This is a genomic window from Dactylosporangium sp. CA-092794 (assembly GCF_050948465.1).
Taxonomy (GTDB): Bacteria; Actinomycetota; Actinomycetes; order Mycobacteriales; family Micromonosporaceae; genus Dactylosporangium.
In genome coordinates this window covers 10833432-10859145 of sequence record NZ_CP192044.1, presented here as the reverse complement: position 1 = coordinate 10859145, position 25714 = coordinate 10833432, and the positions used below count along the sequence as shown (strand labels likewise).

Annotated in this window: 27 protein-coding genes; 15 read left to right on the top strand and 12 right to left on the bottom strand. The window is 72.6% G+C overall.

All coding sequences use genetic code 11. The annotated features are described in order from the left end of the window. Positions 1–22: 22 nt before the first annotated feature. The 4 genes from ACQPXD_RS46835 to ACQPXD_RS46820 are packed head-to-tail and all read left to right on the top strand — an operon-like array spanning position 23 to position 4601. The gene (locus ACQPXD_RS46835) at positions 23–1348 is read left to right on the top strand and encodes a M48 family metalloprotease (protein ID WP_432830038.1); all 1326 of its coding nucleotides are present in this window, start codon (positions 23–25) and stop codon (positions 1346–1348) included. 6 nt (positions 1349–1354) lie between these two features. Next, complete coding sequence (locus ACQPXD_RS46830) at positions 1355–2761, top strand: type IV secretory system conjugative DNA transfer family protein (protein WP_432830036.1); 1407 nt, start codon at positions 1355–1357, stop codon at positions 2759–2761. Further along, the gene (locus ACQPXD_RS46825; protein WP_432830034.1) at positions 2758–3969 is read left to right on the top strand and encodes a zinc ribbon domain-containing protein; all 1212 of its coding nucleotides are present in this window, start codon (positions 2758–2760) and stop codon (positions 3967–3969) included. The genes ACQPXD_RS46830 and ACQPXD_RS46825 overlap by 4 nt, the downstream gene beginning before the upstream one ends. Beyond that, on the top strand, positions 3966–4601 hold the full coding sequence (locus ACQPXD_RS46820) for a hypothetical protein (protein ID WP_432830032.1): 636 nt from the start codon (positions 3966–3968) through the stop codon (positions 4599–4601). The genes ACQPXD_RS46825 and ACQPXD_RS46820 overlap by 4 nt, the downstream gene beginning before the upstream one ends. Here the strand turns inward: ACQPXD_RS46820 and ACQPXD_RS46815 are convergent. Continuing rightward, on the bottom strand, positions 4555–6099 hold the full coding sequence (locus tag ACQPXD_RS46815) for an FAD-dependent monooxygenase (RefSeq protein ID WP_432830031.1): 1545 nt from the start codon (positions 6097–6099) through the stop codon (positions 4555–4557). The genes ACQPXD_RS46820 and ACQPXD_RS46815 overlap by 47 nt on opposite strands. 62 nt (positions 6100–6161) lie before the next feature. Here ACQPXD_RS46815 and ACQPXD_RS46810 point away from each other — a divergent pair, with 62 nt between their 5' ends. Together ACQPXD_RS46810 and ACQPXD_RS46805 are read left to right on the top strand one after the other, a co-directional pair. Next, complete coding sequence (locus ACQPXD_RS46810; protein ID WP_432830029.1) at positions 6162–6770, top strand: TetR family transcriptional regulator; 609 nt, start codon at positions 6162–6164, stop codon at positions 6768–6770. A 90-nt stretch (positions 6771–6860) separates the two neighbouring features. Beyond that, the gene (locus tag ACQPXD_RS46805; RefSeq protein ID WP_432830027.1) at positions 6861–8303 is read left to right on the top strand and encodes a CehA/McbA family metallohydrolase; all 1443 of its coding nucleotides are present in this window, start codon (positions 6861–6863) and stop codon (positions 8301–8303) included. Here ACQPXD_RS46805 and ACQPXD_RS46800 read toward each other — a convergent pair whose 3' ends face one another. Together ACQPXD_RS46800 and ACQPXD_RS46795 are read right to left on the bottom strand one after the other, a co-directional pair. Continuing rightward, positions 8304–8648 carry a type II toxin-antitoxin system PemK/MazF family toxin gene (locus ACQPXD_RS46800; protein WP_432830025.1) on the bottom strand — a complete coding sequence of 115 codons (345 nt, stop codon included), beginning with the start codon at positions 8646–8648 and terminating at the stop codon, positions 8304–8306. Next, entirely contained in the window at positions 8645–8902 is a 258-nt protein-coding gene (locus tag ACQPXD_RS46795) for a hypothetical protein (RefSeq protein ID WP_432830023.1), read from the bottom strand. Before ACQPXD_RS46795 ends, ACQPXD_RS46800 begins: the two co-directional genes overlap by 4 nt. 76 nt (positions 8903–8978) lie before the next feature. Between ACQPXD_RS46795 and ACQPXD_RS46790 the strand changes: the two genes are divergently transcribed. The 3 genes from ACQPXD_RS46790 (at position 8979) to ACQPXD_RS46780 (ending at position 10215) form a co-directional block, all read left to right on the top strand. Next, positions 8979–9434 (top strand): pyridoxamine 5'-phosphate oxidase family protein, encoded by a 456-nt coding sequence (locus ACQPXD_RS46790; protein WP_432830021.1) that lies wholly within the window; start codon positions 8979–8981, stop codon positions 9432–9434. A gap of 366 nt (positions 9435–9800) precedes the next feature. Beyond that, positions 9801–9935, top strand: coding sequence for a hypothetical protein (locus ACQPXD_RS46785; RefSeq protein ID WP_432830020.1), 135 nt, complete (start codon positions 9801–9803; stop codon positions 9933–9935). Beyond that, positions 9928–10215: a hypothetical protein gene (locus ACQPXD_RS46780; protein ID WP_432830018.1), complete on the top strand. Its 288-nt coding sequence runs from the start codon at positions 9928–9930 to the stop codon at positions 10213–10215. The genes ACQPXD_RS46785 and ACQPXD_RS46780 overlap by 8 nt, the downstream gene beginning before the upstream one ends. Before the next feature lie 54 nt (positions 10216–10269). Here the strand turns inward: ACQPXD_RS46780 and ACQPXD_RS46775 are convergent, their stop codons facing one another. From ACQPXD_RS46775 to ACQPXD_RS46765, 3 genes are all read right to left on the bottom strand, one after another. Beyond that, the gene (locus ACQPXD_RS46775) at positions 10270–10890 is read right to left on the bottom strand and encodes a hypothetical protein (RefSeq protein WP_432830016.1); all 621 of its coding nucleotides are present in this window, start codon (positions 10888–10890) and stop codon (positions 10270–10272) included. A 126-nt stretch (positions 10891–11016) separates the two neighbouring features. After that, the gene (locus ACQPXD_RS46770) at positions 11017–11865 is read right to left on the bottom strand and encodes a hypothetical protein (RefSeq protein WP_432830014.1); all 849 of its coding nucleotides are present in this window, start codon (positions 11863–11865) and stop codon (positions 11017–11019) included. A 111-nt stretch (positions 11866–11976) separates the two neighbouring features. After that, on the bottom strand, positions 11977–12105 hold the full coding sequence (locus ACQPXD_RS46765; RefSeq protein ID WP_432830012.1) for a hypothetical protein: 129 nt from the start codon (positions 12103–12105) through the stop codon (positions 11977–11979). A 701-nt stretch (positions 12106–12806) separates the two neighbouring features. Between ACQPXD_RS46765 and ACQPXD_RS46760 the strand changes: the two genes are divergently transcribed. The 4 genes from ACQPXD_RS46760 (at position 12807) to ACQPXD_RS46745 (ending at position 18689) form a co-directional block, all read left to right on the top strand. Next, positions 12807–14117, top strand: a complete 1311-nt coding sequence (locus ACQPXD_RS46760; protein ID WP_432844212.1) for a glycosyltransferase family 2 protein — start codon at positions 12807–12809, stop codon at positions 14115–14117. Further along, positions 14114–16090, top strand: a complete 1977-nt coding sequence (locus ACQPXD_RS46755) for a right-handed parallel beta-helix repeat-containing protein (RefSeq protein ID WP_432830010.1) — start codon at positions 14114–14116, stop codon at positions 16088–16090. Before ACQPXD_RS46760 ends, ACQPXD_RS46755 begins: the two co-directional genes overlap by 4 nt. A gap of 8 nt (positions 16091–16098) precedes the next feature. Next, positions 16099–17283: a right-handed parallel beta-helix repeat-containing protein gene (locus tag ACQPXD_RS46750; RefSeq protein ID WP_432830008.1), complete on the top strand. Its 1185-nt coding sequence runs from the start codon at positions 16099–16101 to the stop codon at positions 17281–17283. Positions 17284–17357: 74 nt separating this feature from the next. Further along, the gene (locus tag ACQPXD_RS46745) at positions 17358–18689 is read left to right on the top strand and encodes a UDP-glucose dehydrogenase family protein (RefSeq protein ID WP_432830006.1); all 1332 of its coding nucleotides are present in this window, start codon (positions 17358–17360) and stop codon (positions 18687–18689) included. A gap of 46 nt (positions 18690–18735) precedes the next feature. Here the strand turns inward: ACQPXD_RS46745 and ACQPXD_RS46740 are convergent, their stop codons facing one another. Beyond that, positions 18736–19578 carry an SDR family NAD(P)-dependent oxidoreductase gene (locus tag ACQPXD_RS46740; RefSeq protein ID WP_432830004.1) on the bottom strand — a complete coding sequence of 281 codons (843 nt, stop codon included), beginning with the start codon at positions 19576–19578 and terminating at the stop codon, positions 18736–18738. Then, on the bottom strand, positions 19575–19898 hold the full coding sequence (locus ACQPXD_RS46735; RefSeq protein WP_432830002.1) for a nuclear transport factor 2 family protein: 324 nt from the start codon (positions 19896–19898) through the stop codon (positions 19575–19577). The genes ACQPXD_RS46740 and ACQPXD_RS46735 overlap by 4 nt, the downstream gene beginning before the upstream one ends. Before the next feature lie 48 nt (positions 19899–19946). Here ACQPXD_RS46735 and ACQPXD_RS46730 point away from each other — a divergent pair, with 48 nt between their 5' ends. Next, positions 19947–20777, top strand: a complete 831-nt coding sequence (locus ACQPXD_RS46730) for a MerR family transcriptional regulator (protein ID WP_432830000.1) — start codon at positions 19947–19949, stop codon at positions 20775–20777. A 311-nt stretch (positions 20778–21088) separates the two neighbouring features. Here ACQPXD_RS46730 and ACQPXD_RS46725 read toward each other — a convergent pair whose 3' ends face one another. After that, positions 21089–21994 carry an MBL fold metallo-hydrolase gene (locus tag ACQPXD_RS46725; protein WP_432829998.1) on the bottom strand — a complete coding sequence of 302 codons (906 nt, stop codon included), beginning with the start codon at positions 21992–21994 and terminating at the stop codon, positions 21089–21091. A 71-nt stretch (positions 21995–22065) separates the two neighbouring features. Here ACQPXD_RS46725 and ACQPXD_RS46720 point away from each other — a divergent pair, with 71 nt between their 5' ends. After that, complete coding sequence (locus ACQPXD_RS46720) at positions 22066–22491, top strand: VOC family protein (RefSeq protein WP_432829996.1); 426 nt, start codon at positions 22066–22068, stop codon at positions 22489–22491. 205 nt (positions 22492–22696) lie between these two features. Here ACQPXD_RS46720 and ACQPXD_RS46715 read toward each other — a convergent pair whose 3' ends face one another. From ACQPXD_RS46715 to ACQPXD_RS46705, 3 genes are all read right to left on the bottom strand, one after another. Beyond that, on the bottom strand, positions 22697–23200 hold the full coding sequence (locus ACQPXD_RS46715; protein WP_432829994.1) for a hypothetical protein: 504 nt from the start codon (positions 23198–23200) through the stop codon (positions 22697–22699). A 1127-nt stretch (positions 23201–24327) separates the two neighbouring features. Further along, entirely contained in the window at positions 24328–24849 is a 522-nt protein-coding gene (locus tag ACQPXD_RS46710; protein WP_432829992.1) for a GNAT family N-acetyltransferase, read from the bottom strand. After that, positions 24839–25699: a hypothetical protein gene (locus ACQPXD_RS46705; protein ID WP_432829990.1), complete on the bottom strand. Its 861-nt coding sequence runs from the start codon at positions 25697–25699 to the stop codon at positions 24839–24841. The genes ACQPXD_RS46710 and ACQPXD_RS46705 overlap by 11 nt, the downstream gene beginning before the upstream one ends. Positions 25700–25714: the final 15 nt, after the last annotated feature.

Genomic DNA, 25714 nt, shown 5'->3' with positions numbered 1-25714 from the left:
GACGGTTGACGGGGATGGTTCGATGTACTGTGATCAATGCGGGCTCCGGCTGCCGGCCGGGGCGGTGGTCTGCCCGCGCTGCGCGGCGCCGGTCGAGCCGGTGCCGGTGGTGCCGGGGCCACGCGGGCCGGCGGCGGGTGAGTGGCTGCCGCCGCTGCTGCCGGCCGCCGGTCGGCTCGGCCGCGGACCGGGCGGCCGGGCGTGGCTCGGCGCGATCCTCTTGCGCAACGTTCGTGGTAGCGCCGCGGGCATTTTCGGGGCCTGGTTCAACGTGCCCTTCACGATCATGATGTCGGCGATCGGCGCCGTGGTCGGTGCGCTGGTCGGGCTGTTCCACGGCTCGTTCCTCGGTCCGCAGATCGTGGCCAGGGTCGACCGGGTGCTGCAGTGGGTGCTGCCGCTGCCGTTCAGCGCCGGTCAGCTGCTGCCGACCGCGAGCGTGCAGGTGGGCGGCATCGTCGGGGCGATCGTCGGCGGCGTCAACGGCGCCTGGACGCTGGGCTGGCTGGCCTTCGCCGAGCCGTGGAAGCGGCTGTACGCCACGGACCCGCTCTGGCCGGTGTCGTTCGCGATCGGCCAGGTGGTGGTCGCGGTCTTCGTCGGCGGCCTCTACGTGCTGTGGTCGGTCGTGACCGAGCCGCTGCGGCTGCGGATCTCCGGCGCCCGGCGGCTGTCGCGGCGGGAGGCGGAGTGGCTGATGCCGATGGTGCACGACGCGGCCGCGCGGCTCGGGCTGCGGTCGCTGCCGCGCGTGCTGATCGACGACCGGCGCGAGGCGAACGCGTCGGCCGGCATCCGGCACATCGTGGTCAACCAGGGCCTGCTGGAGCAGCTCGACCACGACCGGGACCAGGTGTCGGCGGTGCTCGCGCACGAGCTGGCGCACTGGCGCGAGGGCGACGCCATCGCGCTCGCCTGGGCCAAGGGCGTCACGCTGCCCCTGTTCCTGCTGTACGAGATCGCGACCCGGCTGCTGCGGATGGTCCACAGCCGGCCGCTGCACTACCTGATCCGGTTCGTCTTCTGGTCCGTCATCGTCACGGTGCGGTACTTCGTCATCCCGATCCAGGCCGGCACCTGGCGCGACGCCGAGTACCGCGCCGACGCGGCGGCCGTGCGGGCCGGCTACCGCGCCGGGCTCCACCGGGCGCTGAGCTACCTCCGCCAATCCTTCGACGGGGAGCGCTCCGGCTGGGACGCGGCGGTGCTGGCCACCCACCCGCCGACCGAGCTGCGCCTGGAGGCGATCGAGGAGCCCGGCCGGCGGTACCCGCTGACCGGCGATCGTCCCGTCCTGGCCGCCCTGCCGGGCTGGACGCCGGCGTCGACCGTCGACCGGGACCGGTGAGGCGGCATGACCCAGCCACCGCTGCCCGCGTTCCAAGTCGAGCCGCGGCCGCACGTGTACCTCGGCCTGGACCCGGCCGACGGCCACCGCCGCTGCTGGTCCGGTCCCGAGGACTCCGTCGGCATCGTCGGCCCGCCGCGCTACGGCAAGACCTCGGGGCTCATCATCCCCACGCTCATGACCTGGGCCGGTCCCGTGGTCGCCACCTCCACCCGCGGCGACCTGCTGCGGTTCTGCGGCGGCTGGCGCGGCCGGATGGCCGCCGGGCGCGGCGGGCGGGTCTACGTCTACGACCCGTTCGGCTCCGAGCCCGGCGTCACCGGCCTGCGCTGGTCTCCGCTGGCCGGCTGCGCCGACCCCGCGGTGTGCTACCGCCGGGTCGCGGCGATGACCGGCGTGGTCGCCAGGGGGATCACCGACGGCGAGCACTGGCGGGCCGGTGCGTCGATCATCCTGCGGGGCGTCTTCCACGCGGCGGCGCTGGCCGGCGTCGATCTGGCGGAGGTCCGCCGCTGGCTCGCCCAGCAGGACGTCCGCACCGCCGCGGACATCCTGCGCCACACCGGGACCGCCGCCCGCGGCTGGGCCGACGACCTGCAGGCGATGGAGCAGATCGGCGACCGGGAGCGCGGCAGCTTCTACTCGGTGGCGAGAAACTGTCTCGACGCTACCGCCGAGCCGACGGTACTGGCCTCGACCGACGCCACCGACCTGGACCTCGACCGCTTCCTGGCCACCGGCTCGGCGCTGTTCATCGTCGGCCCGTCGCACCACCAGGACGCGGTCGCGCCGCTCATCGTGGGCCTGGTCGACTCCATCGCGCAGCGCGCCGCCGAGCTCGCCGCGCGGGCGCCCGGCGGCCGGCTGGCCGAGCCGCTGCTGCTGGCCCTCGACGAGGTCGCCAACATCGCGCCGCTGCGCAGCCTGCCCAGCCTGGTGAGCGAGGGCGGCGGCCGCGGCATCATCACCATGTGGGCGGTGCAGTCCCTGGCGCAGCTGCGCGCCCGCTACGGCGCCGACGAGCAGCAGGCCATCCTCGCCGCCACCACCGCCAAGCTGATCTACGGCGGCATGAGCAACGGCGATGACCTGCGCAACGTCTCCAGCTGGGCCGGCGAGTGGCGCGACCCGCAGGTCACCTACTACGCCGGCGGGACCACCCGGACCGCGATGATGCGCGGCCCGCGGCCCGGCGGCGGCCTGGCCGGGGAGGAGGACGTCGGCCGGATGCACGCGGTCAGCGGGCTGTACCGGCCGGTCCTGCCGATCGAGGCGATCCAGCAGCTGCCGCCGCTGCACGCCTGGCTGTTCTACCGCTCCGACCCGCCGCTGCTGGTCGAGACCCGCCCGGCCGGACTCATGGAGCCCTACCGGCTGCTCTCCGGGCCGCTGCGGGCCGAGGTGACGTCGTGAACCTGCCCGCGCCCGCGCCGGGCTGCCCGCACTGCGGCGCCGCCACGCGGCCGGACGCGCGGTTCTGCCGCGCCTGCGGCCGGCCACTGAGCGGCGACCCGGCGCCCGTCGCACCGGACGAGGTGGCGCCCGTCGCACCGGACGAGCCGGCGTCGACGACGGTGGACGCGCCGCTGCAGCGACGCCGGCTCCGGCGGCGGATCATCATCGGCGGCGCGCTGGTGCTGGCCGTGATTTCCGGCTACCTCACCGCGATCACGGCCGACCGCGTCCTGCACCAACCCGAGCGCAGCGTGCGGGCCTTCTTCGCGGCGCTCACCGCGAAGGACACCGCGGCGATCCGAGCGCTGACGAACTGCCGCTACGGGCCGCTGTGCGAACCGGGCGCGCTCGATGCCGGCTACGTCCCGCCGGCCGGGCTCGAGATCACGGACGTGCGCTACGGCAGCGGCGCGGGTCAGGACGAGCCCACGCGCCTGCCCGATCGGTCCAGCGTGGCCGTCCTCGTCCGGTACCAGGCCGGGGGAAAGTCCTTCGACGACGTCATCGCGCTGCGCCGGGGCGGCTGGTTCGACGACTGGACGATCGCGGCGGCGCCCGGATGGCCGCTGGTGCTGACCAGCGCCCAGCTTCCGAAGGTACGGGTCGCCGCCGCGACGGTCGCGGCGGGCCGCGACAACGGGCAGGGCTTCTCCGGCAAGGCGTGGGCGCTGCCCGGCGTCTACACGGTCACCGTCGCCGACGACCCGCTCTACACCGCCGACCCGATCACGCTCACGGTCGGCGGTAGCGCCCAGGAGACCAGGATCAGTCCGGTGGCACGGCTGCGCGACGATCTCGCGGCGGAGGTGAACCGGCAGGTCAAGGAGCGCATCGACGCCTGCGCCGGGCAGGAGACCGTCCGGCCGGACACCGACCCGGCCCTGCTGAGCGGGAACGACTGCCCGTTCTCGGCGCTCGATCGGTACACCATCACCCGAAACGTCACATGGCGGGTGACCCGGTATCCGCAGTTGACGCTCGCCGTCGGCGACGCGCGCCCGGTGCTCGTGCGGACCGTCACCGAAGGGGAGGCGCTGGTCAGCTACGACTGGAGCACCGACATCCTCGAGCCCAGACGCTGGACGGCGTTCAGCGAAACCGTCGCGTTCTCCGTCGGCGGCCAGGCCGCCACCGGCGACGACGGCAAGGTGGTGTGGACGCCGTGAACGACGCCCCGCTCACCGACGAGGTCGCCCGGCTGCGTGCCCGGCTGCTCGACGTCGAGCAGCGGCTCGCCTCGGTCACGGCGGCCGTGAACGACCTGGCCGGGATCGCCGCCGACGTCACCGCGCTCAGCGAGCGGCTGACCGACCAGGCGCCGCACCGGACCGCCGCCGCGCCGCCGCGACCCAGCTGGTTCGAGGCCGACGCGGAGCGGGCGGTCGCCCTGCTCACCGACCTGACCGACTGGGTCGCGCGCATCCTGGTCCGGCACGTCGCGGCCCGCGAGGCCCTGCCCGAGTGCTGGATGCTGCACGGGGAGGTGGTCGAGGAACTGCTCTGGCTCAAGGACGCGTGGGCGGAGGCCTACCACGGCCCGCAATCCACGCCGTCGCTGGTCGCGGACTGGCACGACCGCCGGTTGCCGGGCCTGATGAGCCGGATCAAGCGGTACCCCGGGCAGAACTGCGGCTTCGCCGAGCATCGCGGCACCACGACCGGATACCGGCTGCGGGAGGAGCATCACCCGCACGACCGGTTCGCGCCGCTCACCGGCGAGGCCGTGGCCGCCTACGCCCGCTGGTGGGCCGTCACGCGCGGTCTCGGGCCGGACGTCGCGCCGATCCTCCCGCCGTAGGCGCGCGGAGGTACTCGTCGACGGCCTCCGGTCCGGCCGGGTCGGCGATCAGGCCGATGTGGCCGTCCGGGCGGACCAGGATCAGGGCGTCGGTGCCGTAGGCGCGGGCGGCGTGACCGGCGTCGTCCCGCAGGCCGTCCGGCCCGACGGGGCAGGGCTTGACGACGTCCGTTTCCGTGCTGCCGCGCAGCGCGGCGGCGGCGCGCTCGCCCAGGCCGAGCAGGGTGAAGTGCGGGCCGCGGAAGCGGTCGAAGAGGCGGACCGGCGCGCCGGTGGCGGCGTCGCGCAGCGGCGCGTCCGGCGCGCGGTCGCCCGGCCGGGGTCCGTTGGTTGTGGCGGTGGTACTTCGGGAGAGCCGGCTCCACGGGTATCGCACCATGAGCTGCGACAGCTCGGGCGTGGCCACCGCGTCGACGCCGCCGCCCCGCGCCTTGATCGCATCGAGGACGACCGCGAGCCGTTCCGAGGTGATGTCGAGCAGCCGGCTCGCGATCGGCAGCCGCTCCTCCTCGTAGGTGGTGAGCAGGTCCGGCGCGGCGCGGCCGGCCAGCACGAGGCCCAGCTTCCAGCCGAGGTTGTAGGCGTCCTGGATGCCGGTGTTCATGCCGAGGCCGCCCGCGATCGGGTGCACGTGCGCGGCGTCGCCGGCGAGGAACACCCGGCCCACCTGGAGCCGGTCGACCATGCGCACCTGGACCCGGTAGCTCGAGCGCCAGGCGAGGCTTGTCAGCCGTACCCCCGGAACACCGGCAATGCGGTCGAAGGTCCGCTGGAAGCGCTCCAGCGTCGGCTCCAGCGGCGAGCCGTCCCCGTCGACCTCATGGGACGCCTGCACCTGGAAGGCGTCGGTGCCGGGCAGCGGGCACAGCATGATCGCGCCGTCGGCGGCGAACCATTGGTGCCACGCGTCGCGGCCCAGCCCGTCGACCTCGACGTCGCCGACGGCCATGAGCTGGACGTCCGGCGTCTCGCCGCGCAGGCTCAGGCCGAGCAGCTTGCGCACGGTGCTGCGGCCGCCGTCGCAGCCGACCAGATACCGCGCCCGAATCGGGGAAGTGCCGACCGTGGCGGTCACGCCGCCGGCGTCCTGGCCCAGGTCGCGCAGCTCGGTGCCCAGCTCGACCGCGACGCCGAGGCCGGCCAGCCGGTCGCGCAGGATCTCCTCCACCCGCCACTGCGGGATCATCAGGCCGGTCGGGTAGGGGACGTCCGGCGTCGGCACCGTCGCGGCCTCCGGGTCGGCCTCGGCGATCACCTCCGCTCCCCGGTACTTGCGGTGCGGCAGGTGGGTGACCCCGGCGGCCAGCACCCGGTCGATCACCGCGAGATCGTCGAGGACCTCCAGGCTGCGCGGGCTCAGCCCCTTGCCGCGGGAACCGGCCGGGAACCGCGGCACCCGGTCGACGATGCGCACCCCGGCGCCGCGCCGGGCGAGATCACAGGCGAGGGTCAGGCCGGTCGGCCCGGCGCCCACCACGAGGACATCTGTCTGCGTCACGCCCTCAGAAAAACGTAACTCGGTTAAAAAAGCAACCCGGTAACGAATGTTACGCTGCCCGGGTGAGCGAGACGACCGGGCTGCGGGCCCGCAAGAAGGCGCGCACCCGCGACGCCATCGCCGACGCGGCGATCTCGCTGTTCCTGGCGCGCGGCTTCGAGCCGGTCTCGGTCAACGAGATCGCCGCGGCGGCCGAGGTCTCCAAGCCGACCCTCTTCCGGTACTTCGCCACCAAGGAGGACATGGTCCTGCACCGGTTCGCCGATCACAGCGGCGAGGCGGCCCGCGTCGTGCGCCACCGCGAGCCCGGCCTCGCGCCGCTGGCCGCGCTGCACCGGCACTTCCGGGCCGGCCTCGACCGCTGCGAGCCGGTCACCGGCCTCAACGACCACCCCGAGGTGCTGGCGTTCCACCGGCTGGTGTTCGACACGCCGAGCCTGGGGGTGCGGCTCACCCAGTACCTGCTCGACGACGAGGAGGCCCTGGCCGCCGCCCTCGGCGCGGGCGTCGCGGCGCGGCTGCAGGCCGCCCAGGTGCTGGCGGTCCAGCGGGTGCTCGCCCGGACCAACTGGCAGCGCATCGTCGACGGGCGATCGGCCCGCGAGGCCCACCCCGAGGCCGTCGCCGACGCCGCCCTGGCGTTCGAGCAGTTGCGGTCCGGATGGACCTAACGCCGCGGCCGGCGACTGTTCGTGTCGATGTAACCCGGGACATTCCCCCGGCCGGGGATGCTGGGAGCAGGCTGATCGGGGGCGGTCGTGGTGACGATTGAAGAGGCGATCGCAGGGCCCGCCGTGGCCGGTGCGCAGACGGCGCTGGTCTTCCGCGGCCGGTTCGGGCCCGGGATCGACCGGTGGGCGTATGTGCCGTTCGCGGTGCCGGCCGGGGTGCGGCGGATCAGCGTCTGGACGTGGCACGAGCGGTTCTCCCTGTTCCGGGTCGCGCGCAACGTGCTGGACCTGGGCATCTTCGGTCCGGACGGGCACGGCGTCGGCCGGGCGCCGGGCTTCCGGGGATGGTCGGGCGGGGCGCGCCAAGGGTTCACGCTCTCCGCGATCGATGCGACGCCGGGGTACCTCGCCGGGCCCATCGAAGCGGGCCGGTGGGCCTTGGCGCTGGGGCCGGTGGTGCTCAACCCGCTGGGCATGCGCTGGCAGGCCCGGATCGTGCTGGAGCACGGCGAGCCCGGGGACTGCCTGGCGACCGGCCCGGCCCCTGCCGCCGCGGCCGGGCGGGGCACCGGCTGGTACCGCGGCGACCTCCACCTGCACACCGTGCACTCCGACGGCCGCCGCCGGCCCGCCGAACTGGTCGCCGAGGCCCGCGCCGCCGGGCTGGACTTCATCGTCTCGACCGAGCACAACACCAACGCCGCCAACCGGATGTGGGCCGCGGCCCAGCCCGACGACCTGCTGGTCGTCGCCGGCGAGGAGGTCACCACCCGGCACGGGCACTGGCTGGCGGTGGGGCTGGGGCCGGGGGAGTGGGTCGACTGGCGCTACGCCCCGCGCGACCGCGTCTTCGGCCGCTACGCCGAGCAGGTCCGCCGCGGGGGCGGCCTGGTCGTCGTCGCCCATCCGGCCGTGCCGATGCCGGGCGCGGCCTGGGAGTTCGGTTACCGGGACGTGGACGCGATCGAGGTCTGGAACGGCGTGTGGAACGTCGACGACGAGGTGTCGCTGCGCATCTGGCAACGGCTGCTGCGCCGCGGCCGGCGGATCGTCGCGGTCGGCGGCAGCGACTCGCACGCCGCCCACCAGCGGGTCGGCCTGCCGCAGACCGTCGTGCACGCCGCCGCCCTGTCGACCCCCGCGCTGGTCGAGGCGCTGCGCCACGGCCGGTCGTACATCGCCGCCTCGAGCGACGTGACGCTGGAGCTCACGGCGTCGAGCACCACCGGCGAGGGCACCCGCACGGCCGGCCCGGGCGACACGCTCGCGGTGCCGCCCGGCACCCCGGTCACCGTCACGGCGACCGTCACCGGCGCCCCCGGCACGACCCTCGCCATCATCACCGCACAAGGCTGCGCCGCCCGCGCCGCGATCGGCGCCTCGGGCGCGCACCGCGTCCGCTGGACCACCACCGCCGACCGCGCCGGCTTCGTCCGGATCGAAGTGCGCCGCCCCGCCTTCGGCCGCCTCTCCGCGATGGTCGCCCTCTCCAACCCGGTCTGGCTCCAGCCGCTCGTCCCGCCGGCGATCTAGCTACACGTCGATCATCTGCCGCAGCACCTGCTTCACGGCGGCGACCTCATCGTGGGTGGGCACCCAGGCCGGCCGCCGTCCCTGCAGCCGGGACCGGGCAACGGTCCGCACCTGTTCGGTGATGACGAACCCGCCTTGACCGTGCGGGGCGCGGAGCGGGACCCGGTGCAGCCAGCCGGGCCGCTCGCGCGTCGTCATCGGCAGCACGCTGACCAGCGCCTCACCGGTCAGCCTGAGGTGGAAGACGCTCGACACCACGAGCACCGGCCGGCGACCGGCCTGCTCGCGACCCTCGGTCGGGTCGAGGTCGGCCCACCAGACCTCCCAGGGCTGGACGACCGTCACGCGGCCTCGGACCAGGGGTCGGCAGCCGGCGCGGCCGCCCGATCCTCCCGGTCGGCGCCGGCCACGTATTCGGCCCAGCCCTCCGGGTCGCTCGCCCGGAACGCGTCCATGGAGGCGATCGCCTTGGCCTGCCAGTGCTCGGCGAGCAGCCGCCGGATCGCCTCGTCGGCGGTCACCCCGCCGAGGTCCTCGCCCGCGACGCGGGTCAGCTCGTCGCGGGTGGACTCGTCCACGCGAATCATCACACTGCCCATGCCGGCAGTGTATCTGTCCGATGACGGTGCCGTCTACAGCTCTGTATACGCATCGGTATCGTGCGAGGATGAGGCCATGACTGCGTGGCGGGATGTCGAGCTGGCGGCGCCGGAGTTCGCGCGGGTGGTGCGGGAGCTGTTCGACGCCCACCGGCACAAGACCATCGCCACCCTGCGGGCCGGCGGGGCGCCGCGGATCTCCGGGATCGAGGCGGCCTTCGAGGACGGCGAGCTGGTCTTCGGCTCGATGTCGAAGGCGCGCAAGGGCGCCGACCTGCGCCGCGACCCGCGGTTCGCGCTGCACAGCGCGACGATCGACCCGGTCGAGGGCGCCGAGGCGCAGTGGCCGGGCGAGGCGAAGATCTCCGGCCGGGCGGTCGCCGCCGGGCCGATCACCGAGGGCCCGGAGGGCGACCGCTTCCACGCCGACATCGCCGAGGTCGTGCACACGCACCTCAACGCCGAGGCCACCCTGCTCGTCGTCGAGTGGTGGACCCCCACCCACGGGCTGCGCCGCGCCGAGCGCGAGTAACCGCCACGCGGGCGCCCAGCACCCGATCGTGCTGGTTGATGGTCAGGCCGCCGCCGGTGGACCGCGAGCGGTCACCGGCACCGACTCCGGGGCGCCGCGGCGGACCGGTGCGGCTGTCGCACCCGCCGGGCGCAACCGCCGATCCGCGGGGCTGGGCCGGCCGTATGTCTCCGTGATCATGCTGCGCGCGGTGACCGCACACCGGGTTTGCCATGATCCCGGAGACTTGTGGTACACGGGGGTACATCACCACTCCACGATCATGAAAAACCCTTGGTGTCAGCGCCAGGTTCGCATGATCGCGGAGACTTCCTGTCGCTGCGCCCGTGCTCCGAGATGTGTGGCGCCCGACCCGGGTAACCTTCCGTGACTGCGGAGCGCCGGGCCATCGCCGTGCTGCTGTTTCGTCACGACGACTCGTTCGTCTGGCGGGTGGCGCGCGCGAAGCCGATGAACGGCGCCGAGTTCGAGAGTTGGCTCGGAAGGAACAGCAATGGGTGAGCTGCCGGACTTCACCGCCATGACGAAGGAAGAGATCGGCGACTGGTTCCTCAGCAAGGACACCAGCGGCCTGGTGGCGGCGGCCGAGCGGTCGGCCGAGCCGTTCGTCCAGGTGGACCAGCAGGGCGTGCCCGTGATGCGGCCGGCCACATTCCGTTTGCCGCCGTCAATGCTCGACTGGCTGGAGCAGGCCGCCGGGCGCGATCGCGAGGGCAAGTCCGGGATCGTCCGCCGAGCCCTGCAAGAGTATCGCGAGCGCCATTACGGTCACGCGGCGTGAGCCGGGGCCGGCGGCCGTCGGGGGTTCGGCGGCCGCCGGGGGCTTTCGCGGTGGTTACCAGCCGTAGGTGCTGTTGTCGTAGCGGGTGGGGACGGGCACGTACTGGCCAGGCTCCTCCGGCTCGGGGGCTTCGCGGCGGGGCAGGTCGGCGCGGCGGGGCAGGTCGCTGAGGTCGCCGAAGCGGGGCAGCGCGTCGAGGCCGTCGGTGCCCAGTGGACGGTCCAGGTCCAGCATGGCGTCGGCCGGCTCGTCGGCGGGCCGGGGCCAGTGGCGCCAGCGCTGGGTGCTGGCCGTGGCGACCAGGAGCAGCACGCCCAGGACCATCGTGGTGCCGCTGCGGATCGGGGCGGCCAGGTCGACCTGCTGGCCGAACAGCGACAGCTGGTGGCTGAACAGGCTCACCACCTTCGACGGCGCGACGAGCAGCGTCGTGTAGCTCAAGGTGTACACGATGCCCATGACCATCGCGCCCAGCGGGGAGACCCGCAGCGTGCCGACGAGGCCCAGCAGCAGGCCGGCCGCGCCGAGCAGCAGCATCGGGCGCAGGAAGTCGCCGGCGTGCAGCTGGCCGCCGGCCGGGAACGCGCCGGTCGCGCCGGACTGCCCCAGTGCCAGCAGGACCCAGGCCGACGGGGCGACGACGATCGCGGCGAGCAGGGATCGAAGATGTCGCATGGCCGGCTACCGGTTCCTGGGCGCGGGCCGGTCGGCGTTGACGAGCACTCTCAACATGGTTCCTCCCCAGGGGCGTTGCCGCGGCGGTGACCCGGGCGGGTCACCACCGCGGCCTTGCCGGTTCGGTCAGGCCGCCGCCAGCGTGCAGGCGGCGAGCGAGTCGAGGCCGGTGGGCTTGGTGGCGTGCCGGCCGATGGCGATGGCGATGCGGTCGATGGTGGCCACGCGCTTGTCGCGCAGCGGGCCGAGGATGGCGTTGTTGACGAAGTTGGGCCCGCCTTGACCCACGCTGTTGCGCAGGCGGGTGTTGGCTTCCTGGATCTGGGTGTCGAGCAGCGCGAGGTTGCGCTGCACCTCGTCCTGGGCCGCCGCGGGAATGGCGGGCAGCTTGTCGGCCACCGCCGGGCAGACGATCTGCCCGGCGCCAACCGCTCCACCGCCGGCCGGTGCCGTGGTGGCCGCGGGCGCGGTGGTGGCCGCGGGTGCCGTACCGGTGGCGGGGACGGTTCCGGTCACCAGCTGGCACTGGGCGAGCGAGTCGAGGCCGGTGGGCTTGGTGGCGTGCCGGCCGATGGCGATGGCGATGCGGTCGATGGTGGCCACGCGCTTGTCGCGCAGCGGGCCGAGGATGGCGTTGTTGACGAAGTTGGGGCCGCCCTGGCCCACGCTGTTGCGCAGGCGGGTGTTGGCTTCCTGGATCTGGGTGTTGAGCAGCGCGAGGTTGCGCTGCACCTCGTCCTGGGCCGCCGCGGGAATGGCGGGCAGCTTGTCGGCCACCGACGGGCAGACGATCGTCCCGGAAGCGGCCGACGAGCTGCGCGTCTGGGCGGATGCGATGCCCAGGCCGAGCACCGCCATGAGGATCGCGGCCGCCCCCGTGCCGATGGCCAGCCAGGTACCTCGCCGGCGCGACAGGCCGGCCTCGCGGCGTGGGCCTGGTGGCTCGTCCCAGCCGTTCGGCGTGCGTGCTGACATACGCTGACAACCTCTCGATGGTGTGAAGGTCGACGCGCCGGCGGTCTTGATCGCTAGTACGGCGCCGGGGCCGGAAAGGATTAACCGATCCACCATCGACATCGAGCGGGGTCAGCGGCGTGGCGTCACGCCCAGCCCGCCGGCGTGCGCGCCGGCGGCGCGGACCTCGCCGAGCGCCAGCAAAAGCCAGGCCGACGGGGCGATGACGATCGCGGCGAGCAGGGATCGAAGATGCCGCATGGGCCGCCTACCGTTGGGTGGGCGCCGGCGCGGGCCGGCGGTCGGTGACAACGCTCAACATGGGCCCAAGCAGCGGCGCGCCGACGCCCGGCGTTACACCCCGTCCGGCCCGCCCGCCGCGCGGCCAGATGGTTGTTCATCAGGGGTGTTTCGGGGAAGCGCGTCGACAATGCGGGGGAAATTGCTTGGAAACCAAGCGGCCGACCGTGATGAACGTCACGTCCTGTCTCGCTGACAATTTTGTAACGCGTTGGTCCTCCGCGCTTCAAATAATGGTCACGCTGGGTTGTCTATCTCGATACGCTGAGCGTTGAAATTGGCAAAACTCGGCGGATGTGGCCATTGCGAAACATTCCGGAAAAAATCGGTCACTACCTATTTCTTAAGCCCACCTTTTCTCGACCATCCGGACACTCGACCATGATCGGTCAAATCGGACGCGCGCCAGCTTACTCCACCAATCAGGCGGGACATATCCCCACAAATGCCACCGGCTCCCGGACGCGTTCGTACTTTCGGACTACCCCGGCAGCGCCGGTCTGCCGTACTTCGCCGCCCGACGTGCGTGCTGCAGAACCTTGCAGTACGACCTATGCCTGTGGGTCGAAGCGTGCTTACGTAGGCCCCGGCCAACGAACGACGCGGACAGCCCGGGTGTGCCTGCGGCAAGCAGTCAGGGGGAGGAAAACGGCGTGTCTGAAATGCTCGACGCCGTCTGGTCGTGGATCGTCGAGGCGGTCGGCCAGACATCGTGGCGGGATGTCGTACCACTCGGAATAGCGGGAATCCTGGTCTGGGGCCTATGGCTCTACCGGGCGATCCTGTCGCGGTTCGCAAGGCCGGTCGTCAACGACTTCCGCACCACCGTGTCGGTCGTGGTGCCGGCGTACCGCGAAGACCCGGACATCCTCATGGAGTGCCTCGAAAGCTGGCTGAGCCAGGACCCCGACGAGATCATCATCGTTCCCGACGTCGAGGACACCGAGGTGCTGAGGCGGCTGCGCGCGGTGAACGACCCGCGCGTGCGGACCATCGCCTTCGAGCACCGGGGCAAGCGCTCCGCGCTCGGCGTCGGCATCCGGGCCGCCCGCTTCGACGTCGTCGTCCTCGCCGACTCCGACACCCGCTGGGAGCCGGGCCTGCTCGCCGCGGTGCAGATGCCGTTCGCGGACCCCGACGTGGGGGGCGTCGGTACCCAGCAGAACGTCTACCTGCGCCGGACCAGCGTCTGGCGGCGCATCGCCGACTGGCTGGTCAACCTGCGCTACTACGACTACGTGCCCGCCATGGGCAGGGCCGGCGCGGTCGCCTGCCTGTCCGGGCGTACCGCCGCGTATCGGCGCTCGGCGATCATGCCGGTGCTGGAGCACCTCGAGAACGAGTTCTTCCTCGGCCGGCGCTGCGTCGCCGGCGACGACGGGCGGCTGACCTGGCTGGTGCTGGCCTCGGGCTACAAGACGGTCCACCAGGCCAGCGCCAAGGCGCTGTCGATGTTCCCGAGCTCGCCGCGGGCCTTCTTCAAGCAGCGCATCCGCTGGAGCCGCAACTCCTACCGGTGCTACCTCACCGCGGCGTACAAGGGCTGGCTCTGGCGCATGCCGCTGGTCACCAAGATCACCGTGCTGCAGATCCTGTTCACGCCGGTCACCATGGGCATGGCGCTGGGGTACCTCTTCCTCAGCCGGCTCGAGCTCACCGGCCGCGGCATCGCCCTGGTGCTCATCTGGGTCATGCTCGGCCGGGCCGTCCGCGGCTACTCCCACCTGCGTCGGCACCCGCAGGACATCCTCGTGCTGCCGCTGCTCGCGGTCACCGTCATCCTCATCTCGCTGCCCATCAAGCTGTACGCCTTCATCACCATGAACAAGCAGGGCTGGCTGACCCGGACCAGCGACCAGATCGGCGGCGAGGGGCAGAACGCGGCCTCGCTGCGCCAGGGCGCCGAGGTGCCCCGGCAGTTCCCCGCACCCGTGTCCGGGCTCGCATTCGAACCGGGAAGGTCCCGTCCGTGACCACTTCGATGCCGCACGCCGCGCATCCGCGCCGCACCCGCCGGGTCCTGGCCGGGTTATTGCTGGCCGTGCTCGCGGGCACGCTGACCCTGCCCGGCGCCGCCGGCGCGGACCCCACCAGCCCCGGCACCACCTCCGACGACCCCGCCGACGCCACCGCGCGGCGCGAGGCCGCCCTGGTGGACTACGAGGACGCCCGGCTCAACCAGGTGCGGGCGGTCGCCACGGTCGCCGCGATGCAGGGCGGGCTGACCTGGTCCAAGCCGTACCGGCTGGACACCGGCGGCGGATACACCCTCGTGCTGACCCAGCGCGGCACGCCGTACCAGATCGCCGACCTGCTCCAACTGGCGCCGCAGACCTTCGTCCGGCAGAACGACGGCGCCTACATGCTCACCGAGAACATCTACCTGTCCAACGGGGCCAAGCTGAACCTCACCAACCCGGGCGGGCTTACGCTACGCCTGGTGAGCAACAGCAACGGATTCGTCTCGATCGTTTCCTTCGGCGGTGAGCTCAGCATCGCGGGCACACCGCAGGCGCCGACCACGATCACCAGTTGGGACCCGCGCACCAACCAGCCCGACACCGACGTGCAGGACGGGCGGGCCTACATCCGGGCCATCGGCGGCCAGTTCACCATGTCGTACACGACCGTCGCGAACCTGGGCTTCTGGAGCGGCCGCACCGGCGGGCTGAGCCTGACCGGCACCGAGCGGCCCGACGCGGGCCAGGTCAGCTCGCCCGAGCACCTCACCAAGGACGAGCGGCACCAGGCCAAGGACGACCGCCTGGCCGGGCAGAACGGCGACGGCCCGGCGAAGTCCAGCGACCCGCCGACCGCCGGCAGCGTGACGGCGCAGCCGAGCGGGCCGCTGACCAGCCCGGACAGCCGGTTCACCACGCCCGGCCTGTCGTACGTGTCGGTGAACATCTCGCACTCCACCATGACCGGCAACGAGTTCGGACTGTTCATCTCCAGCGCCCAGGGCATCACCATCACCGACACGGTGGTGGAGAAGAGCCTGTCCTCGGGGCTGGTGATGCACCGCGGCGCGTCGAGCGCGGTGATCGAGCGGACGGTGTCGCGCGGCAACGGCGGCGACGGCTTCGTCATGTCCCGCGCCACCCAGGAGGTGCGCATCAGCGGGGCGACGTCGCAGGACAACGGCGGCAACGGGTTCACCGTCAACGGTGAGGCGCTGGCCGAGGGCCCGTCGGCCTCCGGCGAGTCGACCGCGACCTACGGCGCGAACTCCATCTCCAACAGCGTCGCGCAGAACAACAAGCACTACGGCATCGAGGTCCTCGGCGGCATCGACATCGGCGTGCAGAACAACCGCGTGGTCGGCAGCGACATGGGCATCGTCGCGCGGCAGGGCGGCAGCCGGATCGCCATCACCGGCAACCAGCTCAGCGGGCAGAAGCGCCAGGGCATCGCCGTGCGCGACGGGGTGACCGACTCCGCGGTGACCGGCAACGTCATCACCGGCGCGCAGACCGCGGTGTACGTCCGCGCATCGGTCGTCGAGGTGCGCGGCAACACGATCCAGAGCGCGAAGAACCACGGCATCACCATGGTCGGCAAGGTCGACGGCTCGACCATCGCGTTCAACGTCGTCGGCGGCGTGGGCCCGAGCGCGCTGGACCTGGCCCGCTCCGGCGGCGACCTGGACGTCACGGAGAACCAGACGTTCGCGTGGTACGACACGAGCTCGTTCTGGGTCAAGTTCCGTCACTATGCCAGCCCGATGACGCTGCTGTGGGCCGGCATCTTCCTGCTGATCCTCTTCGCGGCGGTGAAGGGCGGGGCGAGGCGGCGCATCGCGAAGTTCCACCCGTACGCCGACAAGCGGCCGCTGGTCTCGGCGCCGCCGACGGAGGTCATCAACCCCGCGATGGAGAACACGGTCGAGCTCTCCACGGTCCGCGGCCGAGCCCGGGTACCCATGCTGGGGGACTTTGCCCGATGACTGAACCGATGAGCGAACAGCCGATCGGCGAGCCCCCGGCGAGCGGGCCCGAGGCCCCCCGGCCCCGCATCCCCGGCAACCCACTGGTCTGGCTCACCGGCGGCGCGCTGCTGGTGGCCGTGATCGCGCTGGTCATCGCGATCGTCGCGGTTTCCGGCGGCGGCGGCGATGCGAAGCCGAGCGGGCAGAGCGGGACGGCGGGCGCCACCGGCCCCGTCGGCCCGGCCCCCGGCGCCGGCGGCTCGGCCGGAGCGCCGCCGACCGGCCCGGCGGGGCCGGCACCGGCGCCGAGCGCGGTGCCGGCCGACTGCCCGAAGGCCACGACCACCGTGTCCGACGCCAAGGACCTGGAGGACGCGCTCTCGGCCGCCCAGCCGGGCAACGTGATCGTCCTGCGGGACGGCGTCTACGAGGGCAAGTTCGTGGCCTCGAAGGCCGCCGACAAGGACAACCCGATCTACCTGTGCGGCGGCTCCGGCGCGGTGCTCGACGGCGGCGGCGTCAAGGCCGGCTACGTGCTGCACCTCGACGGCGCGAGCTACTGGCGGGTGCTCGGCCTGACTCTGCGCAACGGGCAGAAGGGCCTGATGGCCGACCACGTGCAGGGCGCGCTGATCCAGGGCCTGACCGTCGAGCAGATCGGCGACGAGGGCATCCACCTGCGCAACTTCAGCTCCGACAACGTGGTGCGCGGCAACACGGTGCGCAACACCGGCAACCGGCGGGACACCTTCGGCGAGGGCATCTACGTCGGCACCGCCGAGTCCAACTGGTGCACCGTCAGCGACTGCAAGCCCGACAACAGCGACCGCAACGTCGTCGAGGGCAACACGATCACCGACACGACCTCCGAGAGCGTCGACATCAAGGAAGGTACGACCGGCGGCCAGGTCATCAACAACACCTTCGACGGCGCCAAGTTCAGCGGCTCGCACGCCGACTCCTGGATCGACGTCAAGGGCAACGACTGGCTGATCCAGGGCAACCAGGGCCACAACTCCAAGCTGGACGGCTTCCAGACCCACGAGGTCGTCAAGGGCTGGGGCTCGAACAACGTCTTCAAGGGCAACACCGCCGAGGTCAACGGGCCCGGCTACGGCTTCAACTTCACGCCGGTCAACGGCAACAAGGCCGACTGCGACAACAAGGTGACCGCCGCAGACAAGGGCTTCGGCAACATTCCCTGCGCCTGAACCCCGTTTCCACCCTGAGTACCGGGACGCGACGTCCCGGTACCGCCCACCCCTTCGCAAAAAAAGGAGAACCGATGAGCACCGAAACCTTGCCTCGGCTCACCGTCATCGGTACCGGATACCTCGGCGCCACGCACGCGATCTGCATGGCCGTCCAGGGCTACGAGGTGCTCGGCGTCGACGTCGACCAGCGCAAGATCGAGCGCCTGGCCGCCGGCGAGGTGCCGTTCTTCGAGCCCGGCCTGCCCGAGCTGCTGACCAAGGCGCTGGAGTCCGGCCGGCTGCGGTTCACCACGTCGTTCGCCGAGGCCGGCGAGTTCGGCGACGTGCACTTCATCTGCGTCGGCACGCCGCAGATGAAGGACTCGCACGCGGCCGACGTCAGCTACGTCTACGGCGCCACCGGCGAGCTCGCGCGCCACCTGCACCGCCGGGTACTGGTCGTCGGCAAGTCCACCGTGCCGGTGGGTACCGCCGCCGATCTGGCCGACCTCATCGCCAGCACCGCTCCGGCGGGCAGCGAGATCGAGCTGGCCTGGAACCCGGAGTTCCTGCGCGAGGGCTTCGCCGTCGACGACACGATGAACCCGGACCGGCTGGTCTTCGGCGTCGCGTCGGCGTGGGCCGAGGAGCAGCTGCGCGCGGCCTTCGCGCCGATGATCGCGCAGGGCAGCCCGGTCGTGGTCACCGACCGCAAGACGGCCGAGCTGGTGAAGGTGGCGGCCAACTCCTTCCTGGCCACCAAGATCTCCTACATCAACGCGATGGCCGAGGTGTGCGAGGCGACCGGCGCCGACGTGCACGACCTCGCCGACGCGCTGGCCTACGACTCGCGCATCGGCGGCAAGTTCCTCAAGCCCGGCCTCGGCTTCGGCGGCGGCTGCCTGCCCAAGGACATCCGCGCGTTCGCCCACCGCGCGGGCGAGCTGGGCGTCGGGCAGGCCGTGGCGTTCCTGCGCGAGGTGGACGCGATCAACCAGCGCCGCCGCGCCCGCACCGTCGACCTCGTGCGCGACCTGGTCGGCGGCGACCTCAACGGGGTCCGCATCGCCGCGCTCGGCGCCGCGTTCAAGCCCAACTCCGACGACATCCGCGACGCCCCGGCGCTGGACGTGGCGAGCACCCTGCAGCGGGCCGGCGCCCGGGTGCGCGTGTTCGACCCGGCCGCGCTGGACAACGCCCGCCGGGTGCACCCGGAGCTCGAGTACGGCGAGAGTGCCCTCGACGCGGCGTACGAGGCCGACGTCGTGGTCCTGCTGACCGAGTGGTCCGAGTTCCGCGAGATCGCGCCCGAGGCGATGGCCTCCGTCGTCGCGCACCGGCGCATCGTCGACGGCCGGCACGCGCTCGACCCGGAGATCTGGCGCGGCGCCGGCTGGGAGTACCGCGCCCTGGGCCGGCCCTGAGCCCCGTGGAGCCGTGCATCGCCCGGCCGGCCGGGCGATGCACGGCTCACTCCCCGGGCGGAAAGTCCGCGCCCCGCGCGGCGGCCTCGGACCGGCCGATGTCGGCCAGCGCCTCGCTCAGCGTCGAGGTGACCGCGTCGTAGGCGTCGCCGCCCAGCACCAGCCGGTGCGGCGGCGGGTCCTGCGCCATCGCGGCGATGACCGCGCGGGCGCCGCGGCGCGGATCGCCGGGCTGCTTGCCGTCCTGCTCGATCATCGCCGCCCGCACGTTCTCCAGCATCGGGCGGTAGCCGTCGACCGTCTCGGCCAGCGGCTCGTCGGCGAAGCCCGAGTACGCGTTGGTGCGGAAGGCCCCCGGCTCGACCGCCAGCACCCGGATGCCCAGCGGGGCGACCTCGTCACGCAGTACCGCCGTGACGGCCTCGACCGCGTGCTTGGCCGCGCTGTAGTAGCCGAATCCGGTCACGCCGCGCAGCCCCGCGACCGAGGACATGTTGACCACCCAGCCGCGCCGCCGCGCCCGCATGCCGGGCAGCACCGCGCGGGTGACGGTCAGCAGCGCGAAGAGGTTCAGGTCGAACGTGCGGCGCACCGCGTCCTCGGGCATGCCCTCGATCGAGCCGTACCATCCCCGCCCGGCGTTGTTGACCAGGACGTCGATCCCGCCGAACCGCTGCTCGGCCGCGCGCACCGCCGCGTGGACCCGCGCGCCGTCGGTGACGTCCAGCGGCAGCACCAGCGCCCGGTCGCCGTGCGCCCGGGCCCACGAAGCCAGCGGCTCGACCCGCCGCGCGGTCAGCACCACCCGGTCGCCGGTCTCCAGCGCCGCGTCGGCGAACGCCATGCCGAAGCCCCCGGGCGTGCCGCCGGTGATGAACCAGGTCCTCATGGCTCGATCGTGAGCTCGGCGATGGAGGAGCCGCGCAGGGTGAACCGGTAGTGCAGGTCCACCACCCCGCCCGGAAAATCACCCTCCAGGTGCTGCACCACGTCGTAGTGCTCGTCGTCGAGCCGCGTGGTGGAGACCGGCTCGGTGGTGTAGGTGTACTCCTTCGCCGCCCCGGCCAGCCAGCCGCGGATCTCGTCCGTGCCCCGGTAGGTGTGCCCGTCGTCGGTCACGACCGCGTCGGGCGCGTAGCACGCCATCGCCGCGTCGACGTCCCGCGCGTTCTGCGCGGCCATGTATGTGGTGATCTCGAAATCGGTCATGAACCCAACCTCGACCCTCCCGCCGGGAGAGGGTCAAGACTTGGTCGCATGCGCACCGGACTGACCATCGGCGAGTTCGCCACGCTGACCCACCTGAGCGTGCGGACCCTGCGCCGCTACCACGAGGCGGGCCTGCTGGAGCCGGCCACCGTCGACCCGTTCACCGGCTACCGGTACTACACCGCCGAGCAGATCCCGCCCGCCCAGGTCATCCACCGGCTGCGCCAGCTCGACGTACCACTGGCCGAGGTGAAATCCATCCTCGCCACCGACGACCCGCAGCGCCGCGCCGACCTCATCGCCGGCCACCTGCGCCGCCTCGAGGAGGAGCTCGACCGCACCCGCGCCGCGGTCGTCTCGCTGCGCCGCCTGCTGCGCCCCGACCCGGAGGACCTCCACGTCGAGCTGCGCTCGGTGCCGGCCCGCACCGTCGCCGCGGTCACCGGCGAGGTCGCCCTGGCCGACGCGACCGGTTGGTACGACGCCGCGATGGCCGCCCTGGACGCCGAGTTCCCACCCGCCGAACGCACCGGCCCGCCCGGCGGCCACTACGCGAACGAGCTGTTCACCGCCGGCGCGGGCGTCATGACCGTCTACCGGCCGGTCCGGCGGCCACGCCCGTCCGGCCGGATCGAGGTCGTCGAGCTGCCCGCGGCCGACCTCGCCGTCGCCGTCCACCAGGGGCCCCACGACGACATCGAGGTCACCTACGGCCGCCTGGGCGCGTGGGTGGTCGGGCACGCCCTGGCCGTGGACGGACCGATCGACGAGACCTACCTGATCGGGCCGCGCGACACCCCGGTCCCGGACCGCTGGCGCACGGAGATCGGCTGGCCGGTGTTCCGTCTCACCCCGGATGACTCCGGTCCGTGCAACTGACGACCGTTGCTCCCGTCAGACACCGCTCGGGCCTGGCGGCCCTCCCTGCCAGGCCCGCGGTGCCAAGAACAACCGCGACAAGCCGGGCGCTCCGCGCCACGCGGCACCGATGGCCGCCGGGGGACATATGTCTCCGTGATCATGATGCCCGCGGTGACCGCACCCCGGGTTTGCCATGATCCCGGAGACTTTCGGTACACGGGGGTACATCACCACTCCGTGATCATGAAAAACCGTTGGTGTCGGTGCCGGGTTGCGCATGATCACGGAGACTTCCGGTCGCGGCGCCTCGTCAGCGAGGGGCGTTTGGCTCAGACCGACGTCGGCATGGGGCCGCCGCGCCAGGTCACCGCGTCGATCAGGGCGGCGACCAGGTCCAGGTCGGTGCCGTTGCGCTCGGCGTAGGCGCGGTGCAGGTTCAGCACCAGCCGCTCCGCGTCCGCCCAGCCGGCGAACTCGCCGAGGTCGCACGCCCGGGCCGCCTCCAGCGGGGTGCGGCCCGCGGCGAGGCCCTCGTCGGCCGTGGTCAGGATCCATTGGTAGTACCGCCGGAGCCGGTCGAAGGTCGCCGCGATCTCGCCGCCGGACAGCAGCGGCCCGTGCCCGGGCACCAGGTGGGCGGGCTCCAGGGCGGCCATCCAGTCCAGCGACCGCAGCGCGCCGGCGACCGAGCCCATGAACACCAGCGGGGTCAGCCCGCTGAACACCAGGTCTCCGGCGAACAGCACGCCGTGCTCGGGCAGCCAGGCCACCAGGTCGCCGGTCGTGTGCGCTGGGCCGCCCGGGTGCAGCAGCTCGATGCGGGCGCCGCCGGCGTGGACGGTCAGCCGGTCGTGGACCGCGACGTCCGGCACCCGCCGGGTCACGCCGCCCCAGTCGGGCACCGGCTCCCAGAACGGCGGGCACCCGTCGATGATCGGGTCGGTCAGCAGCCCCTCGCGCATGTGCTCGTGCCCGATGAGCACCGTGGCCGCGGGCAGCAGGCTGTTGCCGTACGTGTGATCGCCGTGCTGGTGCGTGTTGACCGCCTTGCGGATCGGCGACCCCGGCGCCGCCTCCTCGACCGCCGCCAGGAACCGCCGGGTGCGGGCCTCGGTCGCGCAGGTGTCGACCACGAACACGTCACCGTCGCCGGCGACGAACCCGGCGTTGTTGACCCACCAGGTGCCGTCGGGCTGCACCCACGCGTGGACGCCCGGTACGACCGTTTCGAGCATGCCGGCAGCCTATGTCCCGCGCCCGGGCCGCCCTCGCGCGGGGCGGCCGCCGCGAGTGGTTCAATCGCGCCATGGAGGTCAACCGCAGCATCCCCGCGGCCCAGGTCGTCCCGATCCTGACGTACCCCGACGTGCGCGCCGCCGTAGCCTGGCTGGCGGCGGCGTTCGGGTTCGCCGAGCGGGTCCGCATCGGCGAGGATCACCGCGCGCAACTACGCTTCGGCGACGGCGCGCTCATCGTCGCCGACACCGGCTCCGACCGGCGGCCGCCCGGCGGCGAGGGCGTCACCCACGCGGTGCTGGTCCGGGTCGACGACGCCCGGGCCCACTGCGAGCGCGCCCGGGCGCACGGCGCGCGCATCGTCATGGAGCCGACCGACTTCGAGTACGGCGAGCGGCAGTACCACGCCGAGGACCTCGCCGGACACCGCTGGACCTTCTCCCAGACCCTGGCCGACGTCGCTCCTGAGGAGTGGGGCGGCCAGTCCATCGCTTAGCCCGGCGCGGCGCTCCTGCCCCGTGGGCGAGCCAGGTGTGCTGGGGTCAGCCCGCGCCGGGGTTTGGCCCCTGGGCGGGGCTACCGGGCCTTCCGCGCGGCGCTAATGTCCGCGGGCGGAGGCCTCGATCGCGGCCAGGTGTGCTGGGGTCAGCCCGCGCCGGGGTTTGGCCCCTGGGCGGGGCTACCGGGCCTTCCGCGCGGCGCTAATGTCCGCGGGCGAAGGTCTCGATCGCGGCCAGGTGCGCCGGGGTCAGCCCGCTCCGGGCGTCCGGGCGGATCAGCAGCGCGCGACCGCCGGCGACCAGGTCGTCGCGGGCCGGGCCCGGCTGCGGCACCTCGGCGTCGTCGGTCCAGACGAGCCGCCGGCCGGCGGAGAGCACGGCCCGGGCGGCGGCGAGCTTCACCGCCGGCGTCTCGTCGCCGGTGAGGTCCTCGGTCCACGCCCGCTCCAGCCGGGGCAGGCGGAACAGCCGCTCAAGCTGGTCGGCGTAGGCACACCAGGTCGTGCACCACCGCACCTCCGCCACGCCCGCCCGGTGCAGCGCGCCGATCCGGGCGGTGAGCCGCGGCGCCCACCGCAGCCGGTACTCCAGGTCCGCGTCGTGCGCCCGGCCCGAGAACGGCGCCGCATGCCAGCCGGGCCGCTTGACGTTGATGACACCGTCCACGTCGAGCAGCCAGACGGGCGGGTCGCCGACGCCGGTCATGGCCGGACGATACCCGGCGCCGCGGCCGCGCGACCGAGGCCCTCGAACTCGCGGCACCTCCGGCTGAAGCGCTCTGATCACGATAAATGATGATATGTCCGATAAGTCGTGGCGCGGAGCGCCCGACTTATCGGTTGCTCTTGGCGCCGCGGGCCTGGCAGGGAGGGCCGTCAAGGCCCGACCGGTGTCTCGCGGGAGGAACGGTCTGCAAGTGACGCGGCCCGAGTCAGCGGGCATCATCGGATAAATCCCGATGCTCCGCATCCGGATTTATCCGACTTATCCGTATTTAGAGGATGAAACGTTCGTCTGCGAGAGGGCCCTTGACGCCGGGATCGGCCGGCCACCAGAACGGGTCCTCCGCGGCGTCCTCTGGCTCGATCGTCATCGGTTGGTCTGTGACGTCACTGCTGAACACCGCGCTTTCCATATCGATGCCCTACCCGGGTGGGGTGTGGGTGAAACCGGCCGAACTGTGAGGTATCGCGCACCCTCGATGGTCGGAAGATGCCATTAAGTGGCGATAAATCCGGCCAAACGGCGCCGACGGCGCCTTGCTCGCCGTCATCGTCGGCAAGGCCTAGCCCAGCGGCTTCGCCACCTGCGCGCCGCTCGCTATGCCTCCGTGATCGCGGCGCACCGCCGGCCCTCCGCCACGCTTCGCGCGAACCCGAGGGGGCGAGTGGAGCGGTGTCGTCGGACGGACGGTCAGCGGGCCGCCGCCGACTTCTGTCGCCCCGTGGCTCTCCGCGCCCTCATGCGCGCCGCGCAGCCGGGGCCGCCGCCCGGCGGCTCGCTATGTCTCCGCGATCATGGCCGTCCCGCGGCCGTCGTCGGCTGCTGCCGCTCCCGCGCCCTCATTCGGCCCCGCACAACCGGGCTGCCGCCCGGCGCCCCCGCTATGTCTCCGTGATCATGCTCGACGGGACGTGTGCACCACGTGTTTTTCATGATCGTGGAGCCAAAGTGTACGCATAGGTACCGTATGTCTCCGCGATCATGGCGAAGCCGGGGTGCCGGCGTGGGTGCGTGCATGATCGCGGAGACATACGGTCGCCGAATCGGACATACGGCCCGTCAGGCGATAAATCCGATAAGTCGTGGCGCGGAGCGCCCGACTTATCGGATCACAGCGCCGCGGAGAAGACGAGGACCTCCTGCTCGCCCGAGGCGTAGCCGGAGGTGCGCTTCTCCAACGTCAGGCCGGCGTTGGAGGCTACCCGCTGCGAGGCGACGTTGTCCGGATGGATGATCGCGATCACCCGGCGCGCGCCCAGGGCGATGCGGGCGTGGTCGCGGCAGGCCGCGGCGGCCTCCGACGCCAGGCCGGTGCGCTGCAGGTGCGGCACCACGTGATAGCCGAGCTCGAGCTCGTCCACCCCGTCGACCCGCTGGACGGTCAGGCCGCAGTCGCCGGCGAAGGCGCCACCGGCGCGCAGGTGCATGATCCACAGGCCGAAGCCGTGTTCGCGGTAGCGGCGGCGGTTCAGCTCGATCCAGTCGGCGGTCTCCGCGCGGGTGCGCGGCCGTGGGTAGTACCGCATGACCTCGGGATCGGCCAGGAGGGCGGCCAGGTCGTCGAGGTCCTGCTCCCGCATCTCGCGCAGGGTGAGCCGGGGCGTCGTGAGGACGGCCGGCTCACTCGACATAGAGGTTGACCACCGCGCTGATCGGCAGCGCCACCATGACGAGCAGGAAGGCGAGCAGCGCGGCGGCGCCCTTCTGCTGCTGGGCGTGGATCGTCTTCAGGGTGCACTCGCCGGTGAGGACGAACCAGTCGATGAGGTACCGCGCCACGTACAGGCCCACGTAGGCCACCCCGAGCGCGGCGCCGAAGCCGGCCAGGCTCTCCGGCCAGGTGGTGAAGTCGCCGGCGATGGCGCCGTAGAGGACCAGGCCCACGGCGGTGAGCACGGCCGCGGACTCCAGGCCCTCGGTGACCCCGCCCGCCACGACCGAGGTGCGCAGGTTGCCGTGCGCGACCAGGCCGTGCAGGTAGAACGCGATGACCAGGCCGGCCACGCCGGCGACGGTGAAGACCAGCGTCGACAGCAGCGAGGTGCCCAGGTTCGGCGCCTGGCCGACGAAGGTGGCCCGCACGACGAACGCGAGGCCGGCGTAGAAGCCCAGCCGGACCAGGCCGACGGAGAGCGGCACGCCGTTGAGCGCGCCGAGGGGAGTGGCGCGGGTGCGCAGGATCATCCAGTCGGTGATCCAGAACCCGAGGATGGCCAGGACCGTCGCCCACACGATGCCGCCGCCGACCCAGGCCAGCGAGCTCCAGTTGTGCAGGTCCTGCCCGATCAGGCTGGACACCCCGATCACCTGCACGGCGACGAAGCCGACCCGCTGGACCAGGTACCCCCAGTTCGCCCGCTGCCACAGCTCCACGTGGTCGTCGAACGAGGTGACGGCGTTGAGCAGCCACCAGCCGCCGCCTACGCCGAGGATCACGATGAGCACCTGGAGCACCGCGATCAGGGCGGCGGTACCGTTCATGCCGTCACTCCTACC